This is a genomic window from Geomicrobium sp. JCM 19037 (assembly GCF_000698105.1).
Lineage (GTDB): Bacteria > Bacillota > Bacilli > Bacillales > Marinococcaceae > Geomicrobium_A.
Genome location: NZ_BAWZ01000007.1, coordinates 58,855 through 82,044, shown reverse-complemented (window position 1 = coordinate 82,044; position 23,190 = coordinate 58,855). Strand labels below are relative to the sequence as shown.

Genomic DNA, 23,190 nt, shown 5'->3' with positions numbered 1-23,190 from the left:
AATGACGGTCCATTATTTAACAAGGCCATGATCAGATGTTCATGGCCTTGTTATTTACATACCAACACTAGATGCTTGCTTACTTCTCTTGGAACGAATTTCATTTACGAGTGTGTACACCGCACAAGCAATGCCAATCAAAATAAATATTGCCGAGAACGGACGTGTAAAGAATTCTGTCACTTCCCCAGTCGACATGAGAGCCCTGCGTAAATAAGTCTCTAGCAAAGGACCTAAAATAAACCCTAATATGAGCGGAGCTATTGGGAAACCACTTCGTAGCAGTATGTACCCAATCACTCCGAAGAAAAGCATCACACCAATATCAAATGAGGATGAATTCGTTGCAAACGCCCCGATAAAACATAAGACGAGAATGACAGGAAAGAGATATTCTTTTGGAACCATTAGAACACGGGTGAAGAACCTCATGGCGAATAACTGGAAAAGTAGCACAAGGAAAATGGCTACAAAGAATGCAATAAATACAACATTTACAATATCTCGATTTTCAGCGAAAAACAAAGGTCCAGGCTGAATACCGTGGATCATAAATCCACCGAGTAATATTGCAGTTACAGTGTCTCCAGGGATACCAAGGGTAAGCATCGGAATCAAAGATCCACCAACCGCTGCTGTGTTCGCCGACTCCGAGGCATAGATACCTTCTGGAGCCCCTTTTCCAAATTTCTCTTTGTCCTTCGCAGCTTGTTTTGTCTGAGCATAAGCAACAAGGTTACTCGTCCCACTTCCAAGGCCAGGTAAAATCCCAAAGGCAATTCCAATCACCGAAGAGCGCAACAGGTTCCATTTATTCGCGAAAAATTCCGCCATCTTTATGCCGATGCCTTTTACCTTAAAGTTCATTTCCTGTCTCTTATCTCCAGCGCGAATTTCTGATAGGATTTGTGCAATCGCAAATAGTCCCATAATAAGAGGCAGTAAAGCGATGCCACCTTTAAGCTCTAAAACACCAAATGTATATCTTTCAAGGCCATCAACAGGGGCAAAACCGACCATACCAATCGCCAGTCCAATAAATCCCGCAGTGATGCCTTTTAGCATACTGCCTTGCGCTAGCACAGCGAGTAAAGATAAAGCAAAGAAGATGAGTGCGAAAAATTCAAAAGGACCCATTTGTACGGCAAACCTTGAAATAATAGGAGAAATCGTCGCTAGAGCAATAAAGCTTAGAATTCCCCCAACTAAAGATGCAATGACACCAATACCAAGTGCACGAACGGGCTGACCGTTTTTCGCCATTGGGTACGCGTCAAATGTTGTCGCAATGGACGATGGTGTACCGGGAATACCTAGCAAGGTGGAGGCAACAAGCCCACCTGAAACGCCACCAAGATGAAGACAAATTAGGAAACTGATCCCTTGAACCGGTTCGAGTGTAAACGTAAATGGAACAAACAAGGCCATGCCCATCGTTGATGTTAATCCTGGAACCGTGCCGAAGATGAGACCGATAAACACACCCAGAATCATGAGAACAATAACCATCGGCGTAAACATACTACTCATACTTTGCAATAATACATCCATTCCCTACACCTCCTATACGAACCATCCACTTGGTAAAATAACATCTAAGTATTCCGTGAATATCCAATATAATGCAAAAGTAAGTGCTGCTGATGCAACACCCACTTTGATCGTGTGTGCACCTGTTCTTTTGTTCGCTAAATAAAGCATTGTACCGACTAAAAAGAGAAAGGTACTAAGCAAGTAGCCTAGAATGGGAAATGCGACTGCATAAACAACTAAAGCACCAAAAACTGTGAACATCTTTCTTTCCATTGCTTTCTTTTCGGGTGTCTTCTCTTCTTTAGGTGTCGCTTTGATTCCTCCAATTACTAGTCCTGCCCCGCAAAGTGCAAGAGCACTTCCGACGACTCGTGGCAGCAAGACAGGACCTGGGTCATCCATAAGATTCATATAATTCATTGTAAGCGTTTCCAATATCATATAAATGCCAACACCGAGTACACCAAGGCCAATCCAACGGTCTTTTTTTGTCATTCCAATCCCCCTTACCTTAGTCATCGGTAAATAACTGTTCTGCTATGTCCTCTGCTTTTTTTAGCTCTTCTTCGTTATACGTGGCCGCTTCAACATGATCCATAAGCACATGATTTTGGAAGGTAGTCGCAAGATCCTCGATGTACTCTTCATCTTCTGCAAGTAGGGCGGTAGCTTCGTTCCATTGCTCGACAATTTCATCTGGCAATCCAGAAGGACCATACAGTGTGTGAACGATCGGAAATTGTACGTCGTACCCTTGCTCGAGTGCTGTCGGCACGTCAGGTGCAAGAGGGTCACGTTCTTCCGAGAGCACGGCAAGTGCTTTAAAGTCTCCTGAGTTCACATAATTGATCGCATTCCCAATACCCGTCGATACAAAATCAATCTGTCCACCGAGTAGTGCTGTCATGCGATCGGACTCTCCACCAACGTCGAGCACTTTAATATCAACGTCTGTAACTTGACTGAGCTGCTCGCCCATAAAATGCGTCGTTCCTCCAATTTGTCCGCCATAAAGCACGCCATACGGTTCCTGTCTCGCCACTTCAACAAGTTCATTCAGTGAATCCCACGGCGCATCTGCTCGGGTGACAAACACTTGGTTAATGCCGGCAAATGTTCCAATTGGTTGCATATCAAGTGCAGGATAATCAAGTTGGCCTACCGCGTAACTCGTATGAAGAGCTTGGTGATAATACAGTAATTTGTAGCCATCACTAGGAGCACGGAATACATTTTCAAATGCGAGTGCACCACCCGCAGCATCTTGATTAACAATAACGAAATCACTGTCCATGTATTTTCCCATGTGACGGGCAAGTACTCTTGCTCCAGCATCAGATTGTCCTCCTGGTGAAGCCGGTACATACAGTTCAATGGTTTGACTTGGATAACTTTCAATCGCTGCTTCAGATACTGCCGCCTCATTCTCACTGGTGCATCCAGTAAGAATGAGCGTGATGAGCATTAAAGTTATGAAAACCAACTTACGTGAAGACGATGGCATGACGTCAATCCCTCCTCCGTTTATACACGTGTTTGACCGGTACGATCTTGGAGTTGATGTACAGAAACATCGTCCCAACTTAATGTTTCCACACGATATTGCTCAATTTGATCCCAATCAAGTTCCATCCCTAGACCGACTGTAGAGCGATCCGGCAAATGAAGGTAACCGTTTTCATAATGAACTTTCGTCTTTACAACATCACCAACGTATAGCTCTGGTCCTGTCGGATCTGAAATGTAGTTTAAATTGTCCAGCGTTGAGCCGAAATAAGACATCGCTGTCGTGCCAATTGACAATTCTTGAGTTGTGCCGATGAGTACACTTTTCCCCGCTACACCAGCTGCATCAGCTGCTTTTCTAGCAGATGTCATTCCTCCAATAAACACAGGGGCAATGTTAAAAATATCGACAGAATCTTGTTTAATCATTTCGTATTGCTGACGTAAGCTCCATACATGTTCACTCACCGGAAGCTCGCATTGCAACCGGAAATGACGCAATCCTTCAAAATCGTTACGAAACGCTGGACTCTCAATAAGATCGACTGGATATTTAGATAGCCTGCGAGTAATTCGCAGTGCATCTTTCCAATCAAGAAGATGGCTAAAATCAAATGACTTAATACGTACATTGCCATCAAACTCTTTGTACACGCGATCGAGAAAAGCCTCGTCAGCATCGACATTCTTACCAACGTAAAGCCTGAACACATCAAACCCTTTTTCGTATTGCTTTCTAACTAACGCAATATTCTCCTCTACCTCATCCATAAAGCGGTGTCTGAATATCGGAAAGCAAACTTTCATCTTCTCTCGAATACGCCCACCTAAAAGATCAGAAACCGATACGTTCATCGCTTTTGCACACACATCATATAAAGCCGTATCCACGCCGTTGCGGATGAAACTGCCTTTTTCATAGTAATACATCGCTTCAGGGAAATTCCCATTTAACTCAACGTTAATTGGAGAAATGTCAAAGGGATTACTTCCAATGAGGATCTGTTTTAACGTCCGTTCCAAATCCACGATATCGACGGAGTACTTTGGAAGATGGGAGAAATCGGACATCTCACCAATACCCTCCACCCCTTCATCTGTAAAAATCTGTACGATCACATGCTTGTTCACAAATCCTGTTAAACGAGGGATACCAATCGCTGTAAGTTTTACATCCGTAATTCTCATCGTCATGACCCCTTTACAAATACAGTTTTAATCGATGTATAGAATTCTTTTGCTGCTTGCCCTTGTTCCCTCGAATGTGAGCTGGATGCCTTCATTCCTCCGAATGGTGCTTGCAATTCAACGCCTGCACTCTCGGCATTTACACGGACGAGTCCTGCATCCATATCATCAATAAACGTGAGCATCTTCTGAATGTTCGTCGTAAAGATTGATGCACTGAGACCGTACCGATTATCGTTGGCAACCTCTAGCGCATGAGAAAGGTCTTTCGCTCTGATTAGTGTAATGACTGGACCAAAGATCTCCTCTTGAGCAATGCGCATCTCCGGCTGTACATCTGTAAAAATGGTCGGTTCAACAAAGTATCCAGACGCATATGCACCTTCCGTTAAGCGATTTCCGCCCAACAGCAATCTGGCACCTTCATCTTTTCCGACTTGAATGTAATCAAGCACTGTATTCAGCTGTGCTTCACTTGCCGATGGCCCCATCCACACCCCATCTTCTACAGCATTGCCGATTTGAATTGCCTCGGTTTTCTGTAATAGACGATGTTGAAACGCTTCATATACGGCTTCTGCAACAATTACTCGGCTCGTCGCGGTACACTTTTGACCCGTGGAGCGAAACGCACCGCTAATTGTCGCCTCCACTGCCAGTTCAAGATCGGCGTCCTCAGCAACAATGACTGGATTTTTGCCACCCATTTCTAGTTGATATTTTGCACCGCGTGCGGCGGCTGCTCGTCCAATCGTACGGCCCGTCCCTTCAGACCCAGTAAAGGTCACAGCGTGTACCGCTTCATGATCCACGATGCATTGCCAATGACCCGACCTGCTCCGGTCACAAAATTGATGACACCCGTTGCAGTCCTGCCGCATCAAAACAATCCATCACTTTCGCAGCCGTTACCGCTGCTTCAGTGGCTGGTTTAAACACGACCGTATTCCCATAAATGAGCGCAGGAGCAATTTTCCATACTGGAATCGCTACCGGGAAATTCCAAGGCGTAATCACACCCACGACGCCAAGTGGCGTGCGTGTTGAGAACATAAGTGCATCCGCATCTGTAGAAGGAATCACGTCACCCTCTGACCGCATCCCCTCACCAGCATAATATCGAAGAATGGCAACTCCGCGAGCGTCTCCCCTTTTGACTCCGGCAGCGTCTTCCCCATTTCTCTTGCCAACGTCTCAGCAATATCCTCCAACCGTTCTTCAAGTACATTTGCCACACGGTATAAGTAGTTTCCTCGTTCGGCACCAGAGAGCTTTCGCCACGCACGTGCAGCTGCCTCCGCTGCACGTACAGCTTGATTGACCGTGTCAGAGCTCGAGTTCTGAACATACCCGACGACCTCATGCATGTCGGACGGGTTGATGCTTGCAATTGCTTCTCCTTGCTCTTCTTGCCATTTGCCTGCAATATAGTTTCCATAAACAACATCTGTTTTTACCGTCATCGTCCTCACCCTTTCGTTGGTTGTAACAAGTTCCAATTTTGAAGCATTTCTTCAACGAGCCGTTTGTCCTCGTCATTTAGCTGGTCGACCGGTGCTCTTGTTACCCCGGCATTTTGACCGATCATTTCCATCGCTTCTTTAATGACAACCACATTGTTTCCTTGGTTGTACTTTGCACGTAAATCTTCAAAAGGAAGAATCTCTTCCCACAACTTCCACGTCAATGACTCATCGCCACGTCGAAGTGCCTCCAACATCTCAAGTGCCTTGCCTGGCAATATATTCACTAGCCCTGACGTAAATCCTTTCGCTCCAGCATTCCAGTAGAATGGCGCCCATTTCTCCGCAGTCCCACAGATCCATGTCACCCCGTGCTCTTTCGGTACTGATCGAACAACTTTCGCAAAACGAGGCAAATTGTTCACCGCATATTTCACACCGATAAAATGCTCCAATGGTGCAAGCTCAACGAGTACTTGATCAGAGACTTCCGGGTCTTTAAAATACACGACAGTCGGAAAATCAATGGCCTCAATAATATCTTGAAAATATGCTTTCACACCGCCAGACGTCACATACGGATGCACCGGCATATGAATCATGACCATATCGGCACCTGCATCCTTCGCATAATTCCCAAGTTCAATAGCTGTCGGCACCGCATACCCAATACCTGCCATTACAAGCGCGCGACCATTCACAATTTCCACCGTACGTCGAATCTCTTCTTTCGCCTCGTCAAGCGATAACGCATAGAATTCGCTCGTATTGCCACAAGGAACTACAATTTCAATGCCCTGTTCAACAATACGGTTCAACGTCTCCTCATAATGATTCCAATCAATTCCCCCATCGGACTGCCGAAACGGTGTAATCGGAATGCCGGAAATCGTCTCCAGCTTACTCGCTAATGTCATGAATCCTCACCCTTTTCAGAAATTAATTCGCGGACAATTGCCTCCGCTGCCCCTACTGCCATCGCTCGCATACTATCCTCCGTGTGAGCGGCCATGTGAGGCGTTAATAAAACATTGTCCAAACCTTTTAGTGGAAAAGAAACCGGCATCGGCTCTTCGGCATAACAATCGAGTGCCGCGCTGCAAGCTTCCCAGAAGTTATCGCTTCGATCAGTGCCGTTTCATCTACAATTCCGCCTCTCGCTGCATTAATAAAATAGCTTGCCGGCTGCATCGCATCGAAGAACGTGCGGTCAATCATGTTTCTTGTCGTCGGAAGTAACGGGACATGAACCGATACAAAAGCAGACCGCCTCGCAAGCGCATCGAGCGTATGAACGTGTTCAACACCATCGGGAAACGTCTCTTTTTGAGGATCATAAGCGACGACCTTCATTCCAAGCCCCGTACCGCATTTCTTCGCCACATCCTGCGCAATGTTCCCAAACCCAATTAATCCAAGTGTCTTCCCAGCCACCTCCATCCCAATGAGGCGATTGCGGCTCGCATAGTCATCTCTTCGCAAGGCATGAACCGCTTCTGGAATTCGATGTGCAAGCGAGAGAATAAACGCGGTAACATGTTCAGCGACAGAATTCACATTCGCACGAGGCGTATTGTAAACACCGATGCCTTCTCAACGCAGTACGCTTGGTCAATTTCATCTAGCCCGATGCCATGTCTTGCTATAACCTTTAGACGAGGTGCCTTCTGTAGAATGTCTTTAGGCAATGGCGTTGTCCGTATGAGCACCCCATCCGCGGAGACAATGTGCTTGGCTACTTGTGCCGGAGTATCCTGAGGAAGAACAGTCACCTCTAGCCCATGACGCTCTAAATAGTCAATGCCATCAGGGTGGATGGTTTGTGGTACAAGTACGTTCATCCTTTTTCACTCCGATGCTGCTCAGCAGCAAGAATGTTATCTTTCGTTCGTAGAATATGCGCCTTCATGGTGGCTTCTGCTCGTTCCGGATCTCGCGCACGAATCGCTTCAAACACAGCGTAATGTTCTTGGAAACCAACCTCACGCTCGACTTCAATCTTTAATGCTCGTTTTCGAAACGCTTTATCAATATTTCGCAGATTACCCAATATATTGTGCATCATCACATTGCGAGCTCCATCAATAATTTGTTGGTGGAAGATAGAGTTCTGCTCAATTAACGCTTCTGAATCCCCTTTATTATGAAGGCCTTCAATAATGAGCATCTGTTGCTCAAGCTCATTTAATTCCTCATCCGTCATCTTCAGCGCAGCCAGACGTGCGCAAAGAGACTCCACCGACGCTCGCAACAGCAAGATTTCCTCAATCGACGTAGATGCGTACTCAGAGACGAACGTGCCTTTTCGAGGAACCGTTACGAGCATGCCTTCATTTTCAAGGATACGAAACGCTTCTTTTACCGGCGTCGTACTAATGCCCATCATGCTTGAAATCTCTCGCTCCTTTAAGTGTTCTCCCTCTTCAAAGTATCCGCTTACAATTCCCTCTCGAATCTTCTCCACGACAAGCTCTCGCAAAGATTTAACCAAGTTTGGATCGACCGAGAAAAATGCTTCATTTCGTTCTGTCATGTCATCATCCCCAGTTGGTTTTATGAAATATAATATCTGATATATCACAGAATAAAGCAAGATTCTTTTTTTGTCAAAACAATTTTGCGCAAAAACCGCAGCTCCTTTCCAGCTGCGGTTACATCCTACACTATGCTGTTTATTCTCTTACGTATAGAAACGGTTTTCTCTTCTTTAGCAGCCTCTAACAATCCTGCCATCACTTGAAGCACTTGCATCCCCATCTCACCAGAAGCTTGGTGAGGTGCACCTTCTATAATCGAAAGAACCAGATCTTCTACGCCAACTCCACGCAAATTGGTCGTTTCTTCAGCTTGCGTACGCACCTCTTCCCATTCATCACCTTGATTATAGCGAATTGTGCCTGCGAAGCGATTCGGATCCGGTACAACAATCGTACCTTCTGAACCATACACTTCAATGCGGGGCAATGTTGAAGCCTGAATGTCAAAGCTAGTAACAAGAGTACCAATCGCACCGCTTTTGAAATTCAATGTTCCCGCAATATGCGTTGGTGTATTGACCATTATCTTCTGTCCTTTTAACGAACCGCTGCCAATTTTCCGCTCTTTAAAGGAAATCCCCGCCGATGCGCTCACTCGATCCACGTCTCCAAGCAGATAGATCATTGTCGTTAAATAATATGGCCCCATGTCGAAAAGCGGCCCTCCACCTGGCTGATAGAAAAATTCCGGGTTTGGGTGCCATTTTTCAGGGCCTTTTCCAAGCATAAACGCATTGACTGCTACAGGGTTGCCTATGACTCCTTGATCTATCAAGGATTTAACGGTTTGAATTCCTTCTCCTAAGAACGTATCTGGTGCACATCCAACCCGGAGGTTGCGTTCTTTTGCAGTTCTGATCAATGATTCACCTTCTTCTACTGTTAATCCGAGAGGTTTCTCTGAATAGATATGTTTTCCTGCATGTAATGCCTTCAATCCAATCTCTGCATGGGCCGACGGAGGTGTAAGATTTACGATGAGCTCAATCTCTTCATCATGGAGAATAGTGTCTAAAGTGTGCACATTTGGAATTTGAAATTGAGCGGCTCTCTTCTCAGCCAATTCATTTTGCAAGTCAGCTACTGCAACAACTTCAATCACTTCACTAACCGTTAGATTCTTTAAATATATTTCACTGATGTTTCCACATCCGACAATTCCAACTTTGCATTTTTCCATATTTTGATTCTCCTTTTCTTTAATTATCCTTTTAATGCCCCACCTGTTAACCCTTTGACAACACGTTCTTGTGCAAATAAGAACATGAGGATGACAGGTAGACTTGCCAGAGTCAATGCTGCCATTAATCCTGGAATATTAATGGAGAACTCCCCATAAAAGTTTTGTAAACCTAAAGGTAACGTCATTTGTGATGGCGATGTGATGAGAATTAACGCGAATATAAACTCGGTCCAAAGAAACACAAAATTGTAAATGACAACGGTGGATACAGCTGGCTTGATGACAGGAAAAATTACTCTCCGAAAAGTTGCGAAGTGATTAGCTCCGTCAATCACTGCGGCTTCTTCCAATTCTTTAGGAATGTCTTGCATGAATTGCGTTAAAATAAAGATTGAAATCGGTAAACTAAACGCCACATAAGGCCCCAATAATGCAAGTAACGTATCATAAATCCCTAAGTCTTGTGACAGAACAAATATCGGAATTAACGTCGCATGAATGGGAAGCATCATACCTGCAATAAAGAAGAGAAACAACGGCCGATTGAGTCTGAAAGACATACGACTTAAAGGATAACTAGCAAGCGAGGCGATGATGACGACAATGAAAACAGCCGCTACCGTAATCATTACTGAGTTTAAGAAATATTGAGCCAAACCCATCTCAAAAACGGAGAAATAATGATCGAGCGTAAATTCGCCAGGTATCATTCGAAAAGGGTTAGCAAAAAAGTCATCCATCGTTTTTAATGATGTTGAGATCATATAAATAAATGGATACGCAGTAAATACTAAGAAAATACAGGCAACGATATAAACAAGAATTTGTTTTCCACGTTTATTTTTCATGATAAGATCCCTCTCTTTCTGCGCAAGTACTCTAACGTTTGAATGATTACTACGCAGACAAAAGCGATAACGAACATCGTAAAGGCGATCGCACTTGCATACCCCATGCTAAAGTTGATAAAGCCTTGTTTGTACATATATGTACCGAGTATTTCTGTGGCATGACCAGGTCCTCCACCTGTCATAATGTAGAAAATATCAAAAGCTTTTAAAGAACCTACGATGGCGAGGATGGATGATGTGACAATCGTCGGAATTAATGTAGGCAACGTAACGTAGAAGAATTTATTTTTTGAGTTTGCACCGTCAATATCGGCTGCCTCGTACAATTCGTCAGGAATCCCAACAATGGCTGCGCGAAACAAAATCATGTAAAATGGCGAGAATTGCCATATGATCACAAATAAAACGGCATAGATGGCAATTGCAGGATCGGCGAGCCACGAAACTGGGGAAAATCCTAACCACATGAGAATTTGATTAACTGGTCCGTTCACTGGATCGAACATGTAAATCCAAAGGAGGCCAATGGCAACGGTGGACATTAAATATGGCAAAAAGAACATTACATTGAAAAAACGTCGTCCCTTTATTGAGCTTGAAAGGATGAGTGCCATAATTAACCCTAGTGGAATTTGCAATAGTACGGAAGCCATCACAATTAATACATTATTTTGCAAGGCGAGCCAAAATATTCGGTCCATATACAGTGATATATAATTTCCTAAACCGACAAACGTCGTATCAGCACTCAAACCGCTCCAATCAAAGAGGCTGTAGTTAAACGTGGTAATAATCGGGTAGACCACGTACACAACATAGACAAGTAATGCCGGAAGGATAAAAAGGAGTATGGTCCATGCATTCATTCTCTTTTTCTTTGAACTAATCAAGTTTCTCCCTCCTATTCGCAAACCATATATCATAGAGAGCTTGGTGCTCTCTATGATATATTGGGCCTACTAATCCAAACTATTTTGAGCTGCTTCCTCGACTAAATCAGCTGCTTCTTCAGGTGTTAACGTATTCCCCAACACTTCTTGCGCAGCATCTAAATGTACTTGAGCAACACTTGGCGGCATCGTTTGATCATAAGGCATGCCTAAATAATTGGCATCTTGGAGAAGATCAATAAATTGTTGTACAAATGCGTCATCTGACTGTAGTCCTTCATAAGCTGACATACTCGCTGTGGAATCCATATAATCTATGGATGTCTCTTCGTTGCTCAATTCTTTAATAAGCTCGATGGCTAACTCCTCGTGTTCTGTATCTTCGTACACTGACCAAACCGGAGCTCCGGATCCCAGGAGGTTCGATCCGTCACCTTCCCCACCCTCAATGGTTGGAAAAGGAAATACTCCGAGATCATCTTCATATTGCGGTGCCTCATCTCTTACGTTATTCAGAAAAGATGTGGTAATTAACATCATGGCTGCCTGTTCTGAGTACATTAATTGTCTGCCTTGGCCCGCATCATATGGAATGCCATTAAATCCTGGATTAAAAGCATCCATGTCGACGAGGTCTTGGATTTTCTCATTGGCCCTTACATAATTCTCGTCATCAAAACCTGCGCCCTCACGCTGCAATGCATCATCATATAATCCCTCACCTGCTAAGCGATTCACAAGATACTCCTGATAATAAGCGCCTGTCCACCCCGTTTGATTTGCTAAAGCCAATGGATAATAATCATTATCTCTTAACGTTTCAACGACAGTCATGAACTCGTCATAGTCTTTTGGAGTATCCAACCCTAATTCTTCAAAAATTCCGGTGTTATAAAAAAATAACGTGAGGGAAACGCCTAAAGGCACACCATAGATTTCTTCTTCGAATGTGGCATTGTCAAGAGCGACATCCAAATACTGGTCAAAATCAACATCCGTTTGATCAAGGGACATAACACTGCCTGCCTCAACAAACTCATTTAACCAGCTTCCTCCCCAACTATGAAAAACATCAGGGATCCCCACCAGACATAGCAACGACCATCCGTTGCTTGTAATCATCATTCGGAATTCTCAGTACATTTACTTGGGCATTCGGATGATTTTCCTCAAACCGTTCTACCGCCCGTTCATAAACAGCCCCTTTTTCACCGGGATCAATATGCCAAAAATTCAGAACTACTTCTCCACCATCGTTCCCATCGGAATCTGGAGTAGATGTTCCATCCGTATCAACATCTTCATTTGGTGCTTCGTCAATGGCTGAAGGTGCACATGCAGAGCAAAGGATCAAAAACCCTAGACCTAGCGTCAATTTTTTGTTCATTTTCGTTCTCCTTTCAGGTAATTAATACTTTTTTCTACATCCGCAATCGGTTGCTCTGAGTGATCTTGCTCAAAAACCCACCAAGATAATGCATTCATTTCATGCTCCCCATATTCAATAATTGACTCCAAGTTCACCCCACCAGTCCCTAAAGGGGCAAAAGCCCCATCGCTTGCAGTCATATCTTTTAGATGGATTAATGGTGTACGATTGTTATATTTCTTCAACCACTCCAGCGGCTCCTCGCCTGCTTTCTTCAGCCAATATACATCGAGTTCCGCTTTCACGTGTCGTGGACTTGTTTCATCAAATAAGATTTCCAAAGGGTACGTATTATCAATCACTTCAAGCTCGAATGCGTGGTTATGGTAACTAAATTGAATATCGTGACTAGAGCATTTCTCACCAAATTGACTTAGATATGAAGCAGCTTCTTTATACCCATCAACGGAATTGCGATATTGTTCAGGCAAAATTGGACATATAATATGAGCGCTTCCCAAAGTGTTCTGATCTTCGATGACCTTATCAATCTCGTTCTTAAGTTTGTCGAAAGGAACATGGCTACCCGCTACCCTTAATCCAAAATCCGAGAGCTGTCTCTTCGTTTCGTTAACGTCATGACCCCAGTAACCTCCTGCAAATTCAACACCGTCAAACCCCATTTTTCCAACTGCTGATAGTTGTCGTTCAAGATCATTGTTAAACTCATTTCTTAACGTGTATAGCTGAATGGCAATAGGCTTCTTCATCATGAAAATTCTCCCTTTACATTAGTAAGCGCTTTCATTTTTTCTTGTAATCGATTACAACCAACTAAGCTAATTCACACATGGTAACCACAGGATTTACGAACAATCAAATGATCATTTAAAATGTACTGACTTTTAGTTATAACCTCCCCCTCCATTCGTTTAATAGCAAGTTCCATTGCTTTTGAGCCAATGTTTAACGTCGGCTGAGCAATTGTGGTTAGAGCCGGTGAGAAAATAGAAGCCATTTTTATATCATCAAACCCCACAATAGCGATATCTTCTGGTATTTGTATACCTTTTGACTGTGCTGCTTGAACGGCACCCATTGCCATTTCATCACTAGCTGCAAAGATGGCATCTGGCGGTTCTTCCAGTGATAATAACTTTAGGGTTAAATTATAGCCTGCTTCGTAAGAAAAATCCCCTTCTTGTATGTATGCATTCGGGACGTCCATGCTCGCTTCGTACAACGCTTGCTTATAGCCTTTTAAGCGATCAACACTCAGTACGATATCCAACTCGCCACTAATGTGAGCGATTTTTCTATACCCAATTTGAATGAGATGATTCGTCATTTTTCGTGAGCTGCTAATGTTATCAATTGCAACAGTTGGAACGTCAATTCCATCTATATATTCACAGGCAAGCACAAGGTTGTAGGCTTCGTTCATTTTTTCCAGTAGGTTCTTTTCAACTTGAGACGTTAACATGATAATTCCATCAACTTGCTTTTGGCCTAACATCTCCATCAATTCATGGTTCTGGTTGCGAATATTTACTGCATTAAACAACAAGACATGATACCCGGTTTGATTCGCGTAGTTTTGAATGCCCGTTAAAACATTTGAGAAGAAAGGATTCGTAATGTCTGGAACCACTACCAAAACCGTTCTCGTTTTGGACGTACGCAAAAAGCGGGCAATCATGTTCGGCTGATAGTTTAGTCGGTCGATGGCTTCCAGTACACGCTCACGCTTCTCTTTAGAAACCTTGTCTGTTTCTCGCATAACCCTTGATACTGTTGCAACAGACACGCCCGCCTCTTTTGCAACCTCTCGTATTGTGGTCATCATCTTGCCCCTTATTGATGTAATGGTTTACATAAATGATATCTACTTTTACTATTGGTTGCAGTCAGTATAAAAGAACACACTCAATAATGTCAACGGTTTCAATTAAAAATGTTGAAAATTAAAAATAAATATTATACACTTTTTTGTAAACGTTTACAGAAAGGGCGTGGATCGAGTGAGAGTCGGTATTATCGGTACGGGGTTTTCGGCAAACGCGCATGTTGATGCGCTAAAACGCTTGCCTTATGTCGAAGTAGTAGCAGTTCAGTCTAAAACGCTGAGCCGAGCTGAACATTTTGCAAATACACATAACATTGTATATGCCTTTACTGATCCATATGAATTAATTGCTCATGATAAAATTGATGCAATTCATAATTGTACATCTAATCATATGCATTACCCTATTAATGAATATGCCTTAGAACAGCGCAAATTTATAATCTCTGAAAAACCGCTTGGAATTTCAACATCCGAATCCCAGAAACTTGTCGACCTTGCACAAGAAATGAAATGCGCAAATGCAGTTTGCTTTAACTACCGATTCTACCCTTTAACGATGCAGATGAAAGATATGGTACATCATCAAGAACACGGTGCACCTCATCTGATTCGGGGCAGCTATATGCAAGACTGGATGCTTTATGAAGGTGACTACAATTGGCGTTCCGACGTCTCCATAAACGGTTCATCACGGGCGGTTGCAGATATTGGTTCCCACTGGATTGACACCGTGCAACACATTACAGGAGATCAAATTATCAGTGTATTCGCTGACCTAAGCACAGTCCATCCAGAACGTTACGACGGTTCAAAGATGATTCCAATCACCACCGAAGATGCTGGATTAATCCTTTTACGATTTGCTAGTGGACTTAAAGCGAGCTTTGTTATTTCTCAAGTCACTGCGGGAAGAAAGAATCATTTTGATATGGAGCTATCCTTAACAGACGCTTCGTATTACTGGAATCAAGAAAAACCGAATCGCTTATGGATTGGTAAACGTAATGAAACCAACGCAGAGCTACTTAAGGATGCATCTTTGTTGAACACTCCGGCACAACATCTCGCTCACTATCCAGGCGGACATCAAGAAGGTTGGCCAGATGCTCTGAAGAACTTATTCGATAATTTTTACTCATCGGTTAACGACACAACAGTAAAAAAAGAATATGCCACTTTTGAACAAGGTCATCACGTTATGAAAATTGTTGAGGCTATAAAGCGAAGTCATGAAGAAGAACAATGGGTTCGCGTAAATGATGAGGAGGAACGTAAATGAAAATCGGTCTGTTTACCGTCCTTTTTCAAAATCTCACAACCCCTGAAATGATTGAGAAAGTAAGCAACCTTGGAATTGAAGCAATCGAACTAGGGACTGGCAACTTCCCAGGAGATGCTCATTGTCAAGTAGATGAGTTATTAAATAGTGAGACTGCACGCGAACAATTTCTTAACAAGTTGCGTGATGCCAATATAGAGATCAGTGGACTCAGCTGCCAAGGCAACCCTATTCATCCTGATTCCACTATTGCCAGCACCCACCACGAGATCTTGGAAAAGACAATACTACTAGCTAAAAAGTTAGGAATATCAGTAGTCAACTGCTTCTCCGGATGTCCCGGTGATCACGAAAACGCGCGTCACCCAAATTGGATTACGTGCGCTTGGCCTGCAGAGTATGCTGAAATTCGTGAATGGCAATGGGAACACTCCATCGTTCCATATTGGAAGAAACAAGCCAAGTTCGCTGAAGATTATGGAGTAAAGATTGCGCTTGAAATGCACCCCGGCTTTGCTGTCTACAATCCGGAGACGCTTATGGAACTAAGAAAACGCACAGGCAGCACGAACATCGGCGCCAATTTTGACCCTAGTCATTTAATCTGGCAAGGCATTGATCCCGTAGTAGCCATAAAATACTTAGGTTCAGAGCAAGCCATCTTTCATTTTCATGCAAAAGATACGTACCTCGATCGTTCAAATATTAATGTGAATGGCGTGCTGGACACAAAGGATTATCGTAGAGGACTGGAGCGTGCGTGGACCTTTCGAACCGTAGGGTATGGAATGAGTGAGAGCATGTGGAAAAATATGCTCAGTGCCCTTTCAATGGTAAATTATACTGGTGTATTATCAATTGAACACGAAGACCAATATGCTTCTATAGAGGAAGGGCTTGCTCGCGCCTTAGAATTTCTAAAACGCATACGTTTCCAAGAGAAACCGACCGAGATGTGGTGGGCATAAGTAAGGCGTTCATGTCCATTAAGGTATTGGATGACCTTGCAGATGATTGCAATTCTTCTACTCTCTCCAGTATAGAGAGGGGTTGGGGTTGCGTGCACATTCAGGACTGGCCTTGGAGCGACACCCCTTCAACTAGGCGCCATCATCTATCCATAGAGCCAGAGGCTACTCACCTTGCATGCGCGCAGTTTCTTGACATTATCAAATCAGCTCATAGAACGTTGTATGGTGCGATTACAGGTGAAACTTCGGCTCTAAAACATTAAATTGCGCCATAAAGGCGCAAGATTCTCCCATAGTAAGTTCTGTACTTGGCTGATATATCGTTAAAAGGGCAAACTTGTGCGCAGAAAGCCTGAAATAGAGAGCAGATTGGCGCGGGCCGGGCCGAACCCAGCCCGGTTTCGTTTCGGCCCCAGCGGGGACGACATGTTGTTAGGCCTTGCCGGTGGGCAAGAACGCCAGGCCTTGCGCTTTCGCTCGACAAAAAAAGCCGGCGGCCGGAGCCACTCAGCGGATGTAGTTATACCCTAAAAGAACGATGTACATGAGGAACACGGAAACGACCATCACTCCTGTAATCATTATAAAATAAAAGAAAACCGTATAGAACGAACGGGTCAATTCGTCATCCCCTCCACAACCGAGTGTTTCTGTATACCCTTCTTCTTTCTTTCCTAAACATGAAGTTTCATAGATTAAAAGTCTGGTATGTTGGCAACACTGAGGGCAAGGAGGAGAGGCAGATGGAGGAAGATTTCTACGTGATTGATCTCGGCGACGGGGATTTGAATGTGTGCTGGTATCCGGTGTTGATGGAGGAGTAGGGGATGCCCTACTCCTATTTTTGATAAGCATACCAGACCACTTATTCTAAATTACTTAATTAAAAACAATACCATTCTTTGCAATAAATCGAGAGTAAGCAATTGTGTTCACTGCTCTCTCTTCTTCATGGTAAGTCGTCTGTGGAGCGAGGTTAACTTCGTGTACCCAAATTCTTTTATTGGCATCTATTGTTAAATCTAACCCCAACTCGTCAATTGCTGATCGGTAGATTTGATCAATATGTGACGTCAGATTGAGTGATAGATTTATTAACTCATTCTCGAGATTATGTGCATTGCTAATAAATTCTTTTCTAAGGAAATTCGACAATTCCTCTGTATGACCACCACGACTGATGTTACTAAGTATGCTTTTTTTATTTCCTATTCTTGGATATATTTTTGTTAACACCCAATTACCGTGACCATTTTTCTGTACGTGAGCGCGAATATCAAATGGGGACTTCTTTTTTGTTTGAGCTTTCACATATTTTTGTACAATATAATTACCTTCCAATAATAATTTCCCAATAAAATCTTTTAACTGCTCTTCCATTAATGAATACTTTTTCTTATGTTCTTTAACTACAAAATGTTTATTGATTTTATCGACGAAATATATGGATTGTCCTTGTCTGCCTGCGATAGGCTTAATAACTACTTTTTTCTGCACATAAATAAAGTTTATCGCCACTTCTTCATTATTTATTAACTTAAATGGAATAAAATACTTTGCAAAGGGAGATTTCCTTTTCACTAATTCCATAGGCAAAAACAATTTATTACCTATGCCAAACTTTATAAATGGGACTTGATCCCTTAACACATTCTCAATTTCACTTTGTGATTCCCTCATCCCAATATTATCAATTACGTCTGGGAACGGTGTCGTTTCTTTTTGCTCTGAATCCATGTTCCATACAGAAGCATGGACCTGCTTGTGTTCAAGTAAAATGTCTTCATCTGAAAAAAATATAAGTTTTGTATTCGTTTTTTTGGCTTCTGCAACGAGAGCTTTTATTCTATTCTCTGGCATAACTTTAAGAGGATTGTTGTTAGGAAGGTACACCCCTACTAATAGTTCTTCTTTATTTGAGCTTATGTATTGATAGAGGCCATTTTTCACATTAGCTAGTTCATGATTAAGAGAAAACTGGATAATTTGATATGCATTAATCATATTCCCATTTTCTGCAAACTCAACAATGCCTCGAAGGTCTGATTGTATCCTTTCTATCTCTTTACCCATTGTGTTTAATTGTCGTACACTAGGTTCAATCGCATTCCAGCCTTCAACTGTAACATTTAAATATTCAATCATTTTCTGAATATCTTCATCTTGATAGGCTTGTTGATACATATTTAAAGACTCATTAATTGTTTCTAGTATATTAACCGTTTGCGTTATAACTTTATCTGAAAGTTGCTGCATACTACTCACTCCTTGTTCTAATCATCAATGAGAAAAAAGAGCCAGTGAATACTGACTCCCTTTTCTCATTAATAATGCATAACACAGCAACTCTTCAAATGAAGAGTTGCTGTAAGAACCTATTATTGTAATAACTGAAGTACGCTTTGAGGCAACTGGTTCGCTTGCGCAAGCATAGATTGAGAAGCTTGAGAAAGGATATTGTTCTTTGTGAACTCCATCATCTCACGCGCCATGTCTACGTCGCGGATACGAGATTCTGCAGCTTGTAGGTTTTCAGAAGCGTTGTCCAAGTTGTTAATTGTATGCTCAAGGCGGTTTTGATATGCACCTAGCATAGAACGACCGTCAGAGACTAGCTGTATCTGATCATTAAGAGTCTCAATTAATGCAGTAGCTGCTTCGTGAGTTGCCACGCTCTCTGCACCTAGTTCACCAACAGCACCAACGATGCTCGTAAGGTCAATGCCTTCTGTACCAAAGTCAACAGTCATAACCTGACCATTGTTTGCCCCTACTTGGAAATTAATTTCTCCAGCTTCACCGTTAAGTAGTGACTTCTCGTTAAACTCTGTATTTTCCATAATTCTTTCTAATTCTTTACCAAGCTCAGCGAGCTCATTTCCAATAGCCTCGCGGTCTGGTGCGTCATTTGTATCGTTTGATGCTTGAACTGCGAGTTCGCGCATACGTTGAAGAATGCTATGCGTCTCATCCAATGCACCTTCAGCTGTTTGAATGAGAGAGATTCCATCTTGTGCGTTACGGCTTGCTTGATCCAATCCACGGATTTGTGCTCTCATTTTCTCTGAGATTGAAAGGCCCGCTGCATCGTCGCCTGCACGGTTAATGCGTTGTCCTGAAGATAGTTTCTCCATTGAAGATTGCATACTGTTCTGGTTCACACCCATTTGACGGTGCGCGTTCATTGCTGACATGTTGTTGTTGATAATCATGTGTAATTCCTCCTTGAGTTTTAAGTATCAGGCCACGTCCTTGTGTGCCTGTTTTTTATATCGGCTGTGTGGCTTTGTTGTTTAATAGATAAATAAAAATTTATCGGTCTGGGAGATAAATAATTGTCGCCATCGTCGCTGGACCGTCATATTCATCAGCCCAAAAAGTCACCTTCAAGTCTGGCAGGTTATATCCATAAATATATCCGGAAGTCTCTGAATCGAATGTTTCTGAACGAGCATTTCGAGGAAAATGTTCGTTTAATTCATCTAGGTTCATGCCAATATGCGCCCCAAATATTGAAATGCTCGGATCAGCGATCATATATCCATTAATTGTTTCACTCACTTCATTATAAAAATAATTAGCATCCAAATGATCGCCATACAGGAAGGCCCCGCCTGTGAAATAGTCCATATCTAATTGGTCAACATTATCGATGGAATCGATAGGGAAACCTACGCCAAAATCTGTTTGAATGTTCTCATCGACATAGTATGAAAGGTTGAGGACTTCTTTATCTGAATCGACGTCTTTTAGTAAGTTCTCGTGGAGCTCAGCACCTTCATTCACAAACACATCGTTTAAATACTGATACTGCTCATTTCCAGACCATTCATCTTCCATCTCTCGGTCTGGTCCACACTCAGTTGTGTACGTGTCATGGCAGTCGTTAAACGTGTGTGCGTATTGTTGATACACGAACGTTTGAGTACTTGAATCATACTCATGAATGCCATAAAGATACGCTGTGTGACTCATAGCACCTGTGGATGAGAAGGCTGTGTATACTTCAACAATGTGATACGCGTCACTTTGCAAGACATCTGTGTATAGTAAAACATCGTTGTTGACGATGAAATGATCATCTAAAGGGGATACGTCTCGTTGGTTATTCGATGAATAGATTTGAATCACTTCGTCTTCTTCGAACGCAATCACTTCCACTTCATTTACGGAATAAACGACGTTGAAGAGATCTAACGAATCCATTTGTCCTGGAGATGAATAGACGAGCAGATGAGGTTGATTTAGTCCTTCCAACTCCAGCTCCTCTGCATATAACAGGTGCAATTCACGTTCCTGGTTCTGACCGAAGTGATACTCGTCTATGGCCGTACGAACCTCATCTTGCCCTAACTTTTGAACTGCTTTATCTTCAGTTTCTATATCGATTTCATCCGCGTGTTCTTCTTCATCTTCTTTCTCTATTTGTTCTTCTTCTATTTCAATGGGTTTGTCTTCTACGATCTCTTGGGAAGCTGTCATTTCGGGTTCAGCGTCACTACAAGCTACGGTGAGTAGAAGCGTACCAACAATCATCATCTGTTTTCTCATAAGAACATCCCAAAAGTGCCCACAACATCCGCTACTGCACTCTCAACGATCCAATAGACGCCGAGGATGATGCTGATCTGTACGGCGAGGACGCCGTACAAGGGATCAAACCGTGGGCGTTCAATTTGTTTTTGGTAGGCGTAGCCGGTTAAGATGATGCCGAGATTGACGACGAGCAAGCCTAACACGATAAACAAATACGTTAACGTTGGCACTCCGACTATGCTCATCAGAAGAGCGACAACGACGCTGGCGACACTGATGCTAATAAACATGCCGTAGCCGCTCACGATGGTCTTAATGTTGACCGTTGAACCTTGCACGCGGTTGACGATCCAAATGACGCCGAGCGCCAGCGCCTGAATGATGAGAATCCCGAGAAAGATGCGGCTGACGATCGGGAACGTGGCGACGGGGAGAAAGGCGATTCGATTAATGAGTACCGTCATGGCCACGGGTACGAGCAAGCTGAATAGTAGCATATTGATGAGAGCGAAGTAGAATCTGCTTTCTGACACGTGTTCAAATGCACTTGGGCGGATGATGGCGTCACGGACGGATTGGATATAACCGCTTGTGTGCGCCTTTAAGGCGTCGGTCACTGGCGGCGCTGCGGCTGCGACAGGCACGGCGTCGGTGAGCGGCTGACCGCATTGGGTACAGAATTTGGCGGCGGGATTGACGTTGTGGTTACAAGCTGGACAGTTCATCGGATCATCTCCTTAGGCTTCAATAAATGTGGCGGATTCTTCATACAAGTAGGAACGGTGACGGTCGAGCGAGAAGTTCAGGATCGTCCAGTCGTCGTCATATACAAATGTGACGTCAAACACGGCATACTCGTCAGGAATCAAGTCGGCGTCCTCCGTCTCAGCCTGTCCGAACAAGGCACTCGCCCGCACGGTCAACTCATCGTTCACCCGTGAAACGTCAACCGACTCCGGAGACACCCACGTGACGGTGAACGGCAATGGGTCATCGTCTGCCCATCCACTGAACTTATTGAGAAAATACCGATCATTAAAGAGCTCGTTGCGCATCGGGACGGTGAACAAATGTTGGTCCTCCGATTCGACGACGTCGCGCGACTCTAAGTGAAAGTTATGAAGCAAGGTGCCGAGTTCTTCAAACTGGGCGTCGTCAATGGCGGACGTGATCGGTGGAAGATCTATGACGTGCATGTCTGTCACGGACACGCTCTCTGTTTCGGCAGTGCCCCACGGGAAATCATAGGTTGCTGCTACCGTGACACTTCCATCCAAAGGAAACATCCCTGCTGAGAAACTATCCGACACGGTGTACGGCGTTTGTTCACCGTTAATGATTAGCTGACTTGGCACCGTTGTTGACCAATCGTCGTGGATGACGAGGTGAGAGGCACCAAAGTGCATAACGAGTTGACCTCCACTTTCGCTCACTTGAGCGACGTCTGAGACGGCGAGTTCGGTATACTCGGACGGATATACGAGGTTCACGTCATAGAGACCCGGATACACTTCCGTGAAGAAGAATCCATCTTCGTCAAGCGTCCCGCTCACAGTTTCTCCAATTTTTACATCAGCAAAGGTGCCGGCATCTCCCGAAACTTCAAAGGTAAGCTTCGGCACGTCAAACGAGTATGTGGTGAACAACATTCCCTCTTCTCGTTCAATCGTGAATAGACCGGTCGAACTTTCTGCATACGCCGTGTCCGCATCGTAAAATTCAACATAGTCCTCCAATGCCGTATCGGTGATGAAAGCAAGGTCCGGGTCGGCAGCCAACAGCTGAATCATCCCTTCTGCCTCCGCTTCGCCAAACCCTTCACTTTTGACCGCTGATGCCAATGCGGCACTATCTTGCTCGTGCAACAGCTCCTGAAATTCAGCGACCGCACGGTCCACAGAGTGAAGCTCATTGAGAATATAGACGGAGCCCGCACCTACGCCTACGACAACGGTCGCGCTAGCGAGTATGACGGTCTGCTTCTTGGATGGCCTTGAAAACTTAATAGACGGTTTCGACACATTGTTATGTATTC

Annotated in this window: 22 protein-coding genes and 1 pseudogene; 2 read left to right on the top strand and 21 right to left on the bottom strand. The window is 43.7% G+C overall.

The features are described from left to right. Window positions 1-54: 54 nt before the first annotated feature. The 16 genes and pseudogenes from JCM19037_RS05780 to JCM19037_RS05715 form a co-directional block, all read right to left on the bottom strand. Entirely contained in the window at window positions 55-1,551 is a 1,497-nt protein-coding gene (locus tag JCM19037_RS05780) for a tripartite tricarboxylate transporter permease (protein ID WP_042398825.1), read from the bottom strand. A 12-nt stretch (window positions 1,552-1,563) separates the two neighbouring features. After that, complete coding sequence (locus JCM19037_RS05775; RefSeq protein WP_042398823.1) at window positions 1,564-2,028, bottom strand: tripartite tricarboxylate transporter TctB family protein; 465 nt, start codon at window positions 2,026-2,028, stop codon at window positions 1,564-1,566. A 16-nt stretch (window positions 2,029-2,044) separates the two neighbouring features. Beyond that, on the bottom strand, window positions 2,045-3,037 hold the full coding sequence (locus JCM19037_RS05770) for a tripartite tricarboxylate transporter substrate binding protein (RefSeq protein WP_042398821.1): 993 nt from the start codon (window positions 3,035-3,037) through the stop codon (window positions 2,045-2,047). Window positions 3,038-3,057: 20 nt separating this feature from the next. Continuing rightward, complete coding sequence (locus tag JCM19037_RS05765) at window positions 3,058-4,227, bottom strand: mandelate racemase/muconate lactonizing enzyme family protein (RefSeq protein WP_042398818.1); 1,170 nt, start codon at window positions 4,225-4,227, stop codon at window positions 3,058-3,060. Between the two features lie 2 nt (window positions 4,228-4,229). Further along, a pseudogene (gene gucD, locus JCM19037_RS05760) lies at window positions 4,230-5,690 on the bottom strand (alpha-ketoglutaric semialdehyde dehydrogenase GucD). Window positions 5,691-5,695: 5 nt separating this feature from the next. Further along, window positions 5,696-6,607 carry a dihydrodipicolinate synthase family protein gene (locus tag JCM19037_RS05755; RefSeq protein WP_042398816.1) on the bottom strand — a complete coding sequence of 304 codons (912 nt, stop codon included), beginning with the start codon at window positions 6,605-6,607 and terminating at the stop codon, window positions 5,696-5,698. 127 nt (window positions 6,608-6,734) lie between these two features. Further along, complete coding sequence (locus JCM19037_RS22165) at window positions 6,735-7,247, bottom strand: NAD(P)-dependent oxidoreductase (RefSeq protein ID WP_052363587.1); 513 nt, start codon at window positions 7,245-7,247, stop codon at window positions 6,735-6,737. Beyond that, a complete protein-coding gene (locus JCM19037_RS22160; protein WP_052363586.1) occupies window positions 7,244-7,531 on the bottom strand; it encodes a hypothetical protein in 288 nt (95 codons plus the stop codon). The genes JCM19037_RS22165 and JCM19037_RS22160 overlap by 4 nt, the downstream gene beginning before the upstream one ends. Continuing rightward, a complete protein-coding gene (locus JCM19037_RS05745; RefSeq protein WP_042398813.1) occupies window positions 7,528-8,223 on the bottom strand; it encodes a GntR family transcriptional regulator in 696 nt (231 codons plus the stop codon). Before JCM19037_RS05745 ends, JCM19037_RS22160 begins: the two co-directional genes overlap by 4 nt. A gap of 125 nt (window positions 8,224-8,348) precedes the next feature. Further along, the gene (locus JCM19037_RS05740) at window positions 8,349-9,407 is read right to left on the bottom strand and encodes a Gfo/Idh/MocA family protein (RefSeq protein WP_042398812.1); all 1,059 of its coding nucleotides are present in this window, start codon (window positions 9,405-9,407) and stop codon (window positions 8,349-8,351) included. A gap of 23 nt (window positions 9,408-9,430) precedes the next feature. Next, window positions 9,431-10,258, bottom strand: coding sequence for a carbohydrate ABC transporter permease (locus JCM19037_RS05735; protein WP_042398810.1), 828 nt, complete (start codon window positions 10,256-10,258; stop codon window positions 9,431-9,433). Beyond that, window positions 10,255-11,151 carry a carbohydrate ABC transporter permease gene (locus tag JCM19037_RS05730; RefSeq protein ID WP_238544566.1) on the bottom strand — a complete coding sequence of 299 codons (897 nt, stop codon included), beginning with the start codon at window positions 11,149-11,151 and terminating at the stop codon, window positions 10,255-10,257. The genes JCM19037_RS05735 and JCM19037_RS05730 overlap by 4 nt, the downstream gene beginning before the upstream one ends. Before the next feature lie 69 nt (window positions 11,152-11,220). Then, window positions 11,221-12,273 (bottom strand): extracellular solute-binding protein, encoded by a 1,053-nt coding sequence (locus JCM19037_RS05725; protein WP_255357861.1) that lies wholly within the window; start codon window positions 12,271-12,273, stop codon window positions 11,221-11,223. Then, window positions 12,224-12,538 (bottom strand): extracellular solute-binding protein, encoded by a 315-nt coding sequence (locus JCM19037_RS28285; RefSeq protein WP_052363584.1) that lies wholly within the window; start codon window positions 12,536-12,538, stop codon window positions 12,224-12,226. The genes JCM19037_RS05725 and JCM19037_RS28285 overlap by 50 nt, the downstream gene beginning before the upstream one ends. Continuing rightward, entirely contained in the window at window positions 12,535-13,293 is a 759-nt protein-coding gene (locus JCM19037_RS05720) for a sugar phosphate isomerase/epimerase (RefSeq protein WP_042398804.1), read from the bottom strand. The genes JCM19037_RS28285 and JCM19037_RS05720 overlap by 4 nt, the downstream gene beginning before the upstream one ends. A gap of 71 nt (window positions 13,294-13,364) precedes the next feature. After that, on the bottom strand, window positions 13,365-14,363 hold the full coding sequence (locus JCM19037_RS05715; RefSeq protein ID WP_042398801.1) for a LacI family DNA-binding transcriptional regulator: 999 nt from the start codon (window positions 14,361-14,363) through the stop codon (window positions 13,365-13,367). Between the two features lie 178 nt (window positions 14,364-14,541). Between JCM19037_RS05715 and JCM19037_RS05710 the strand changes: the two genes are divergently transcribed. Beyond that, window positions 14,542-15,648, top strand: a complete 1,107-nt coding sequence (locus JCM19037_RS05710; RefSeq protein WP_052363583.1) for a Gfo/Idh/MocA family protein — start codon at window positions 14,542-14,544, stop codon at window positions 15,646-15,648. Further along, on the top strand, window positions 15,645-16,616 hold the full coding sequence (locus tag JCM19037_RS05705; RefSeq protein WP_042398795.1) for a sugar phosphate isomerase/epimerase: 972 nt from the start codon (window positions 15,645-15,647) through the stop codon (window positions 16,614-16,616). The genes JCM19037_RS05710 and JCM19037_RS05705 overlap by 4 nt, the downstream gene beginning before the upstream one ends. A gap of 882 nt (window positions 16,617-17,498) precedes the next feature. Here the strand turns inward: JCM19037_RS05705 and JCM19037_RS05700 are convergent. From JCM19037_RS05700 to JCM19037_RS05680, 5 genes are all read right to left on the bottom strand, one after another. Then, window positions 17,499-18,875, bottom strand: coding sequence for a YheC/YheD family protein (locus JCM19037_RS05700; RefSeq protein WP_042398792.1), 1,377 nt, complete (start codon window positions 18,873-18,875; stop codon window positions 17,499-17,501). 122 nt (window positions 18,876-18,997) lie between these two features. Further along, the gene (locus tag JCM19037_RS05695; protein ID WP_042398788.1) at window positions 18,998-19,831 is read right to left on the bottom strand and encodes a flagellin; all 834 of its coding nucleotides are present in this window, start codon (window positions 19,829-19,831) and stop codon (window positions 18,998-19,000) included. Between the two features lie 100 nt (window positions 19,832-19,931). Next, entirely contained in the window at window positions 19,932-21,170 is a 1,239-nt protein-coding gene (locus JCM19037_RS05690) for a hypothetical protein (protein ID WP_042398785.1), read from the bottom strand. After that, entirely contained in the window at window positions 21,167-21,799 is a 633-nt protein-coding gene (locus JCM19037_RS05685) for a hypothetical protein (protein ID WP_152548960.1), read from the bottom strand. The genes JCM19037_RS05690 and JCM19037_RS05685 overlap by 4 nt, the downstream gene beginning before the upstream one ends. Before the next feature lie 93 nt (window positions 21,800-21,892). Further along, a complete protein-coding gene (locus JCM19037_RS05680) occupies window positions 21,893-23,176 on the bottom strand; it encodes a hypothetical protein (protein WP_238544565.1) in 1,284 nt (427 codons plus the stop codon). Window positions 23,177-23,190: the final 14 nt, after the last annotated feature.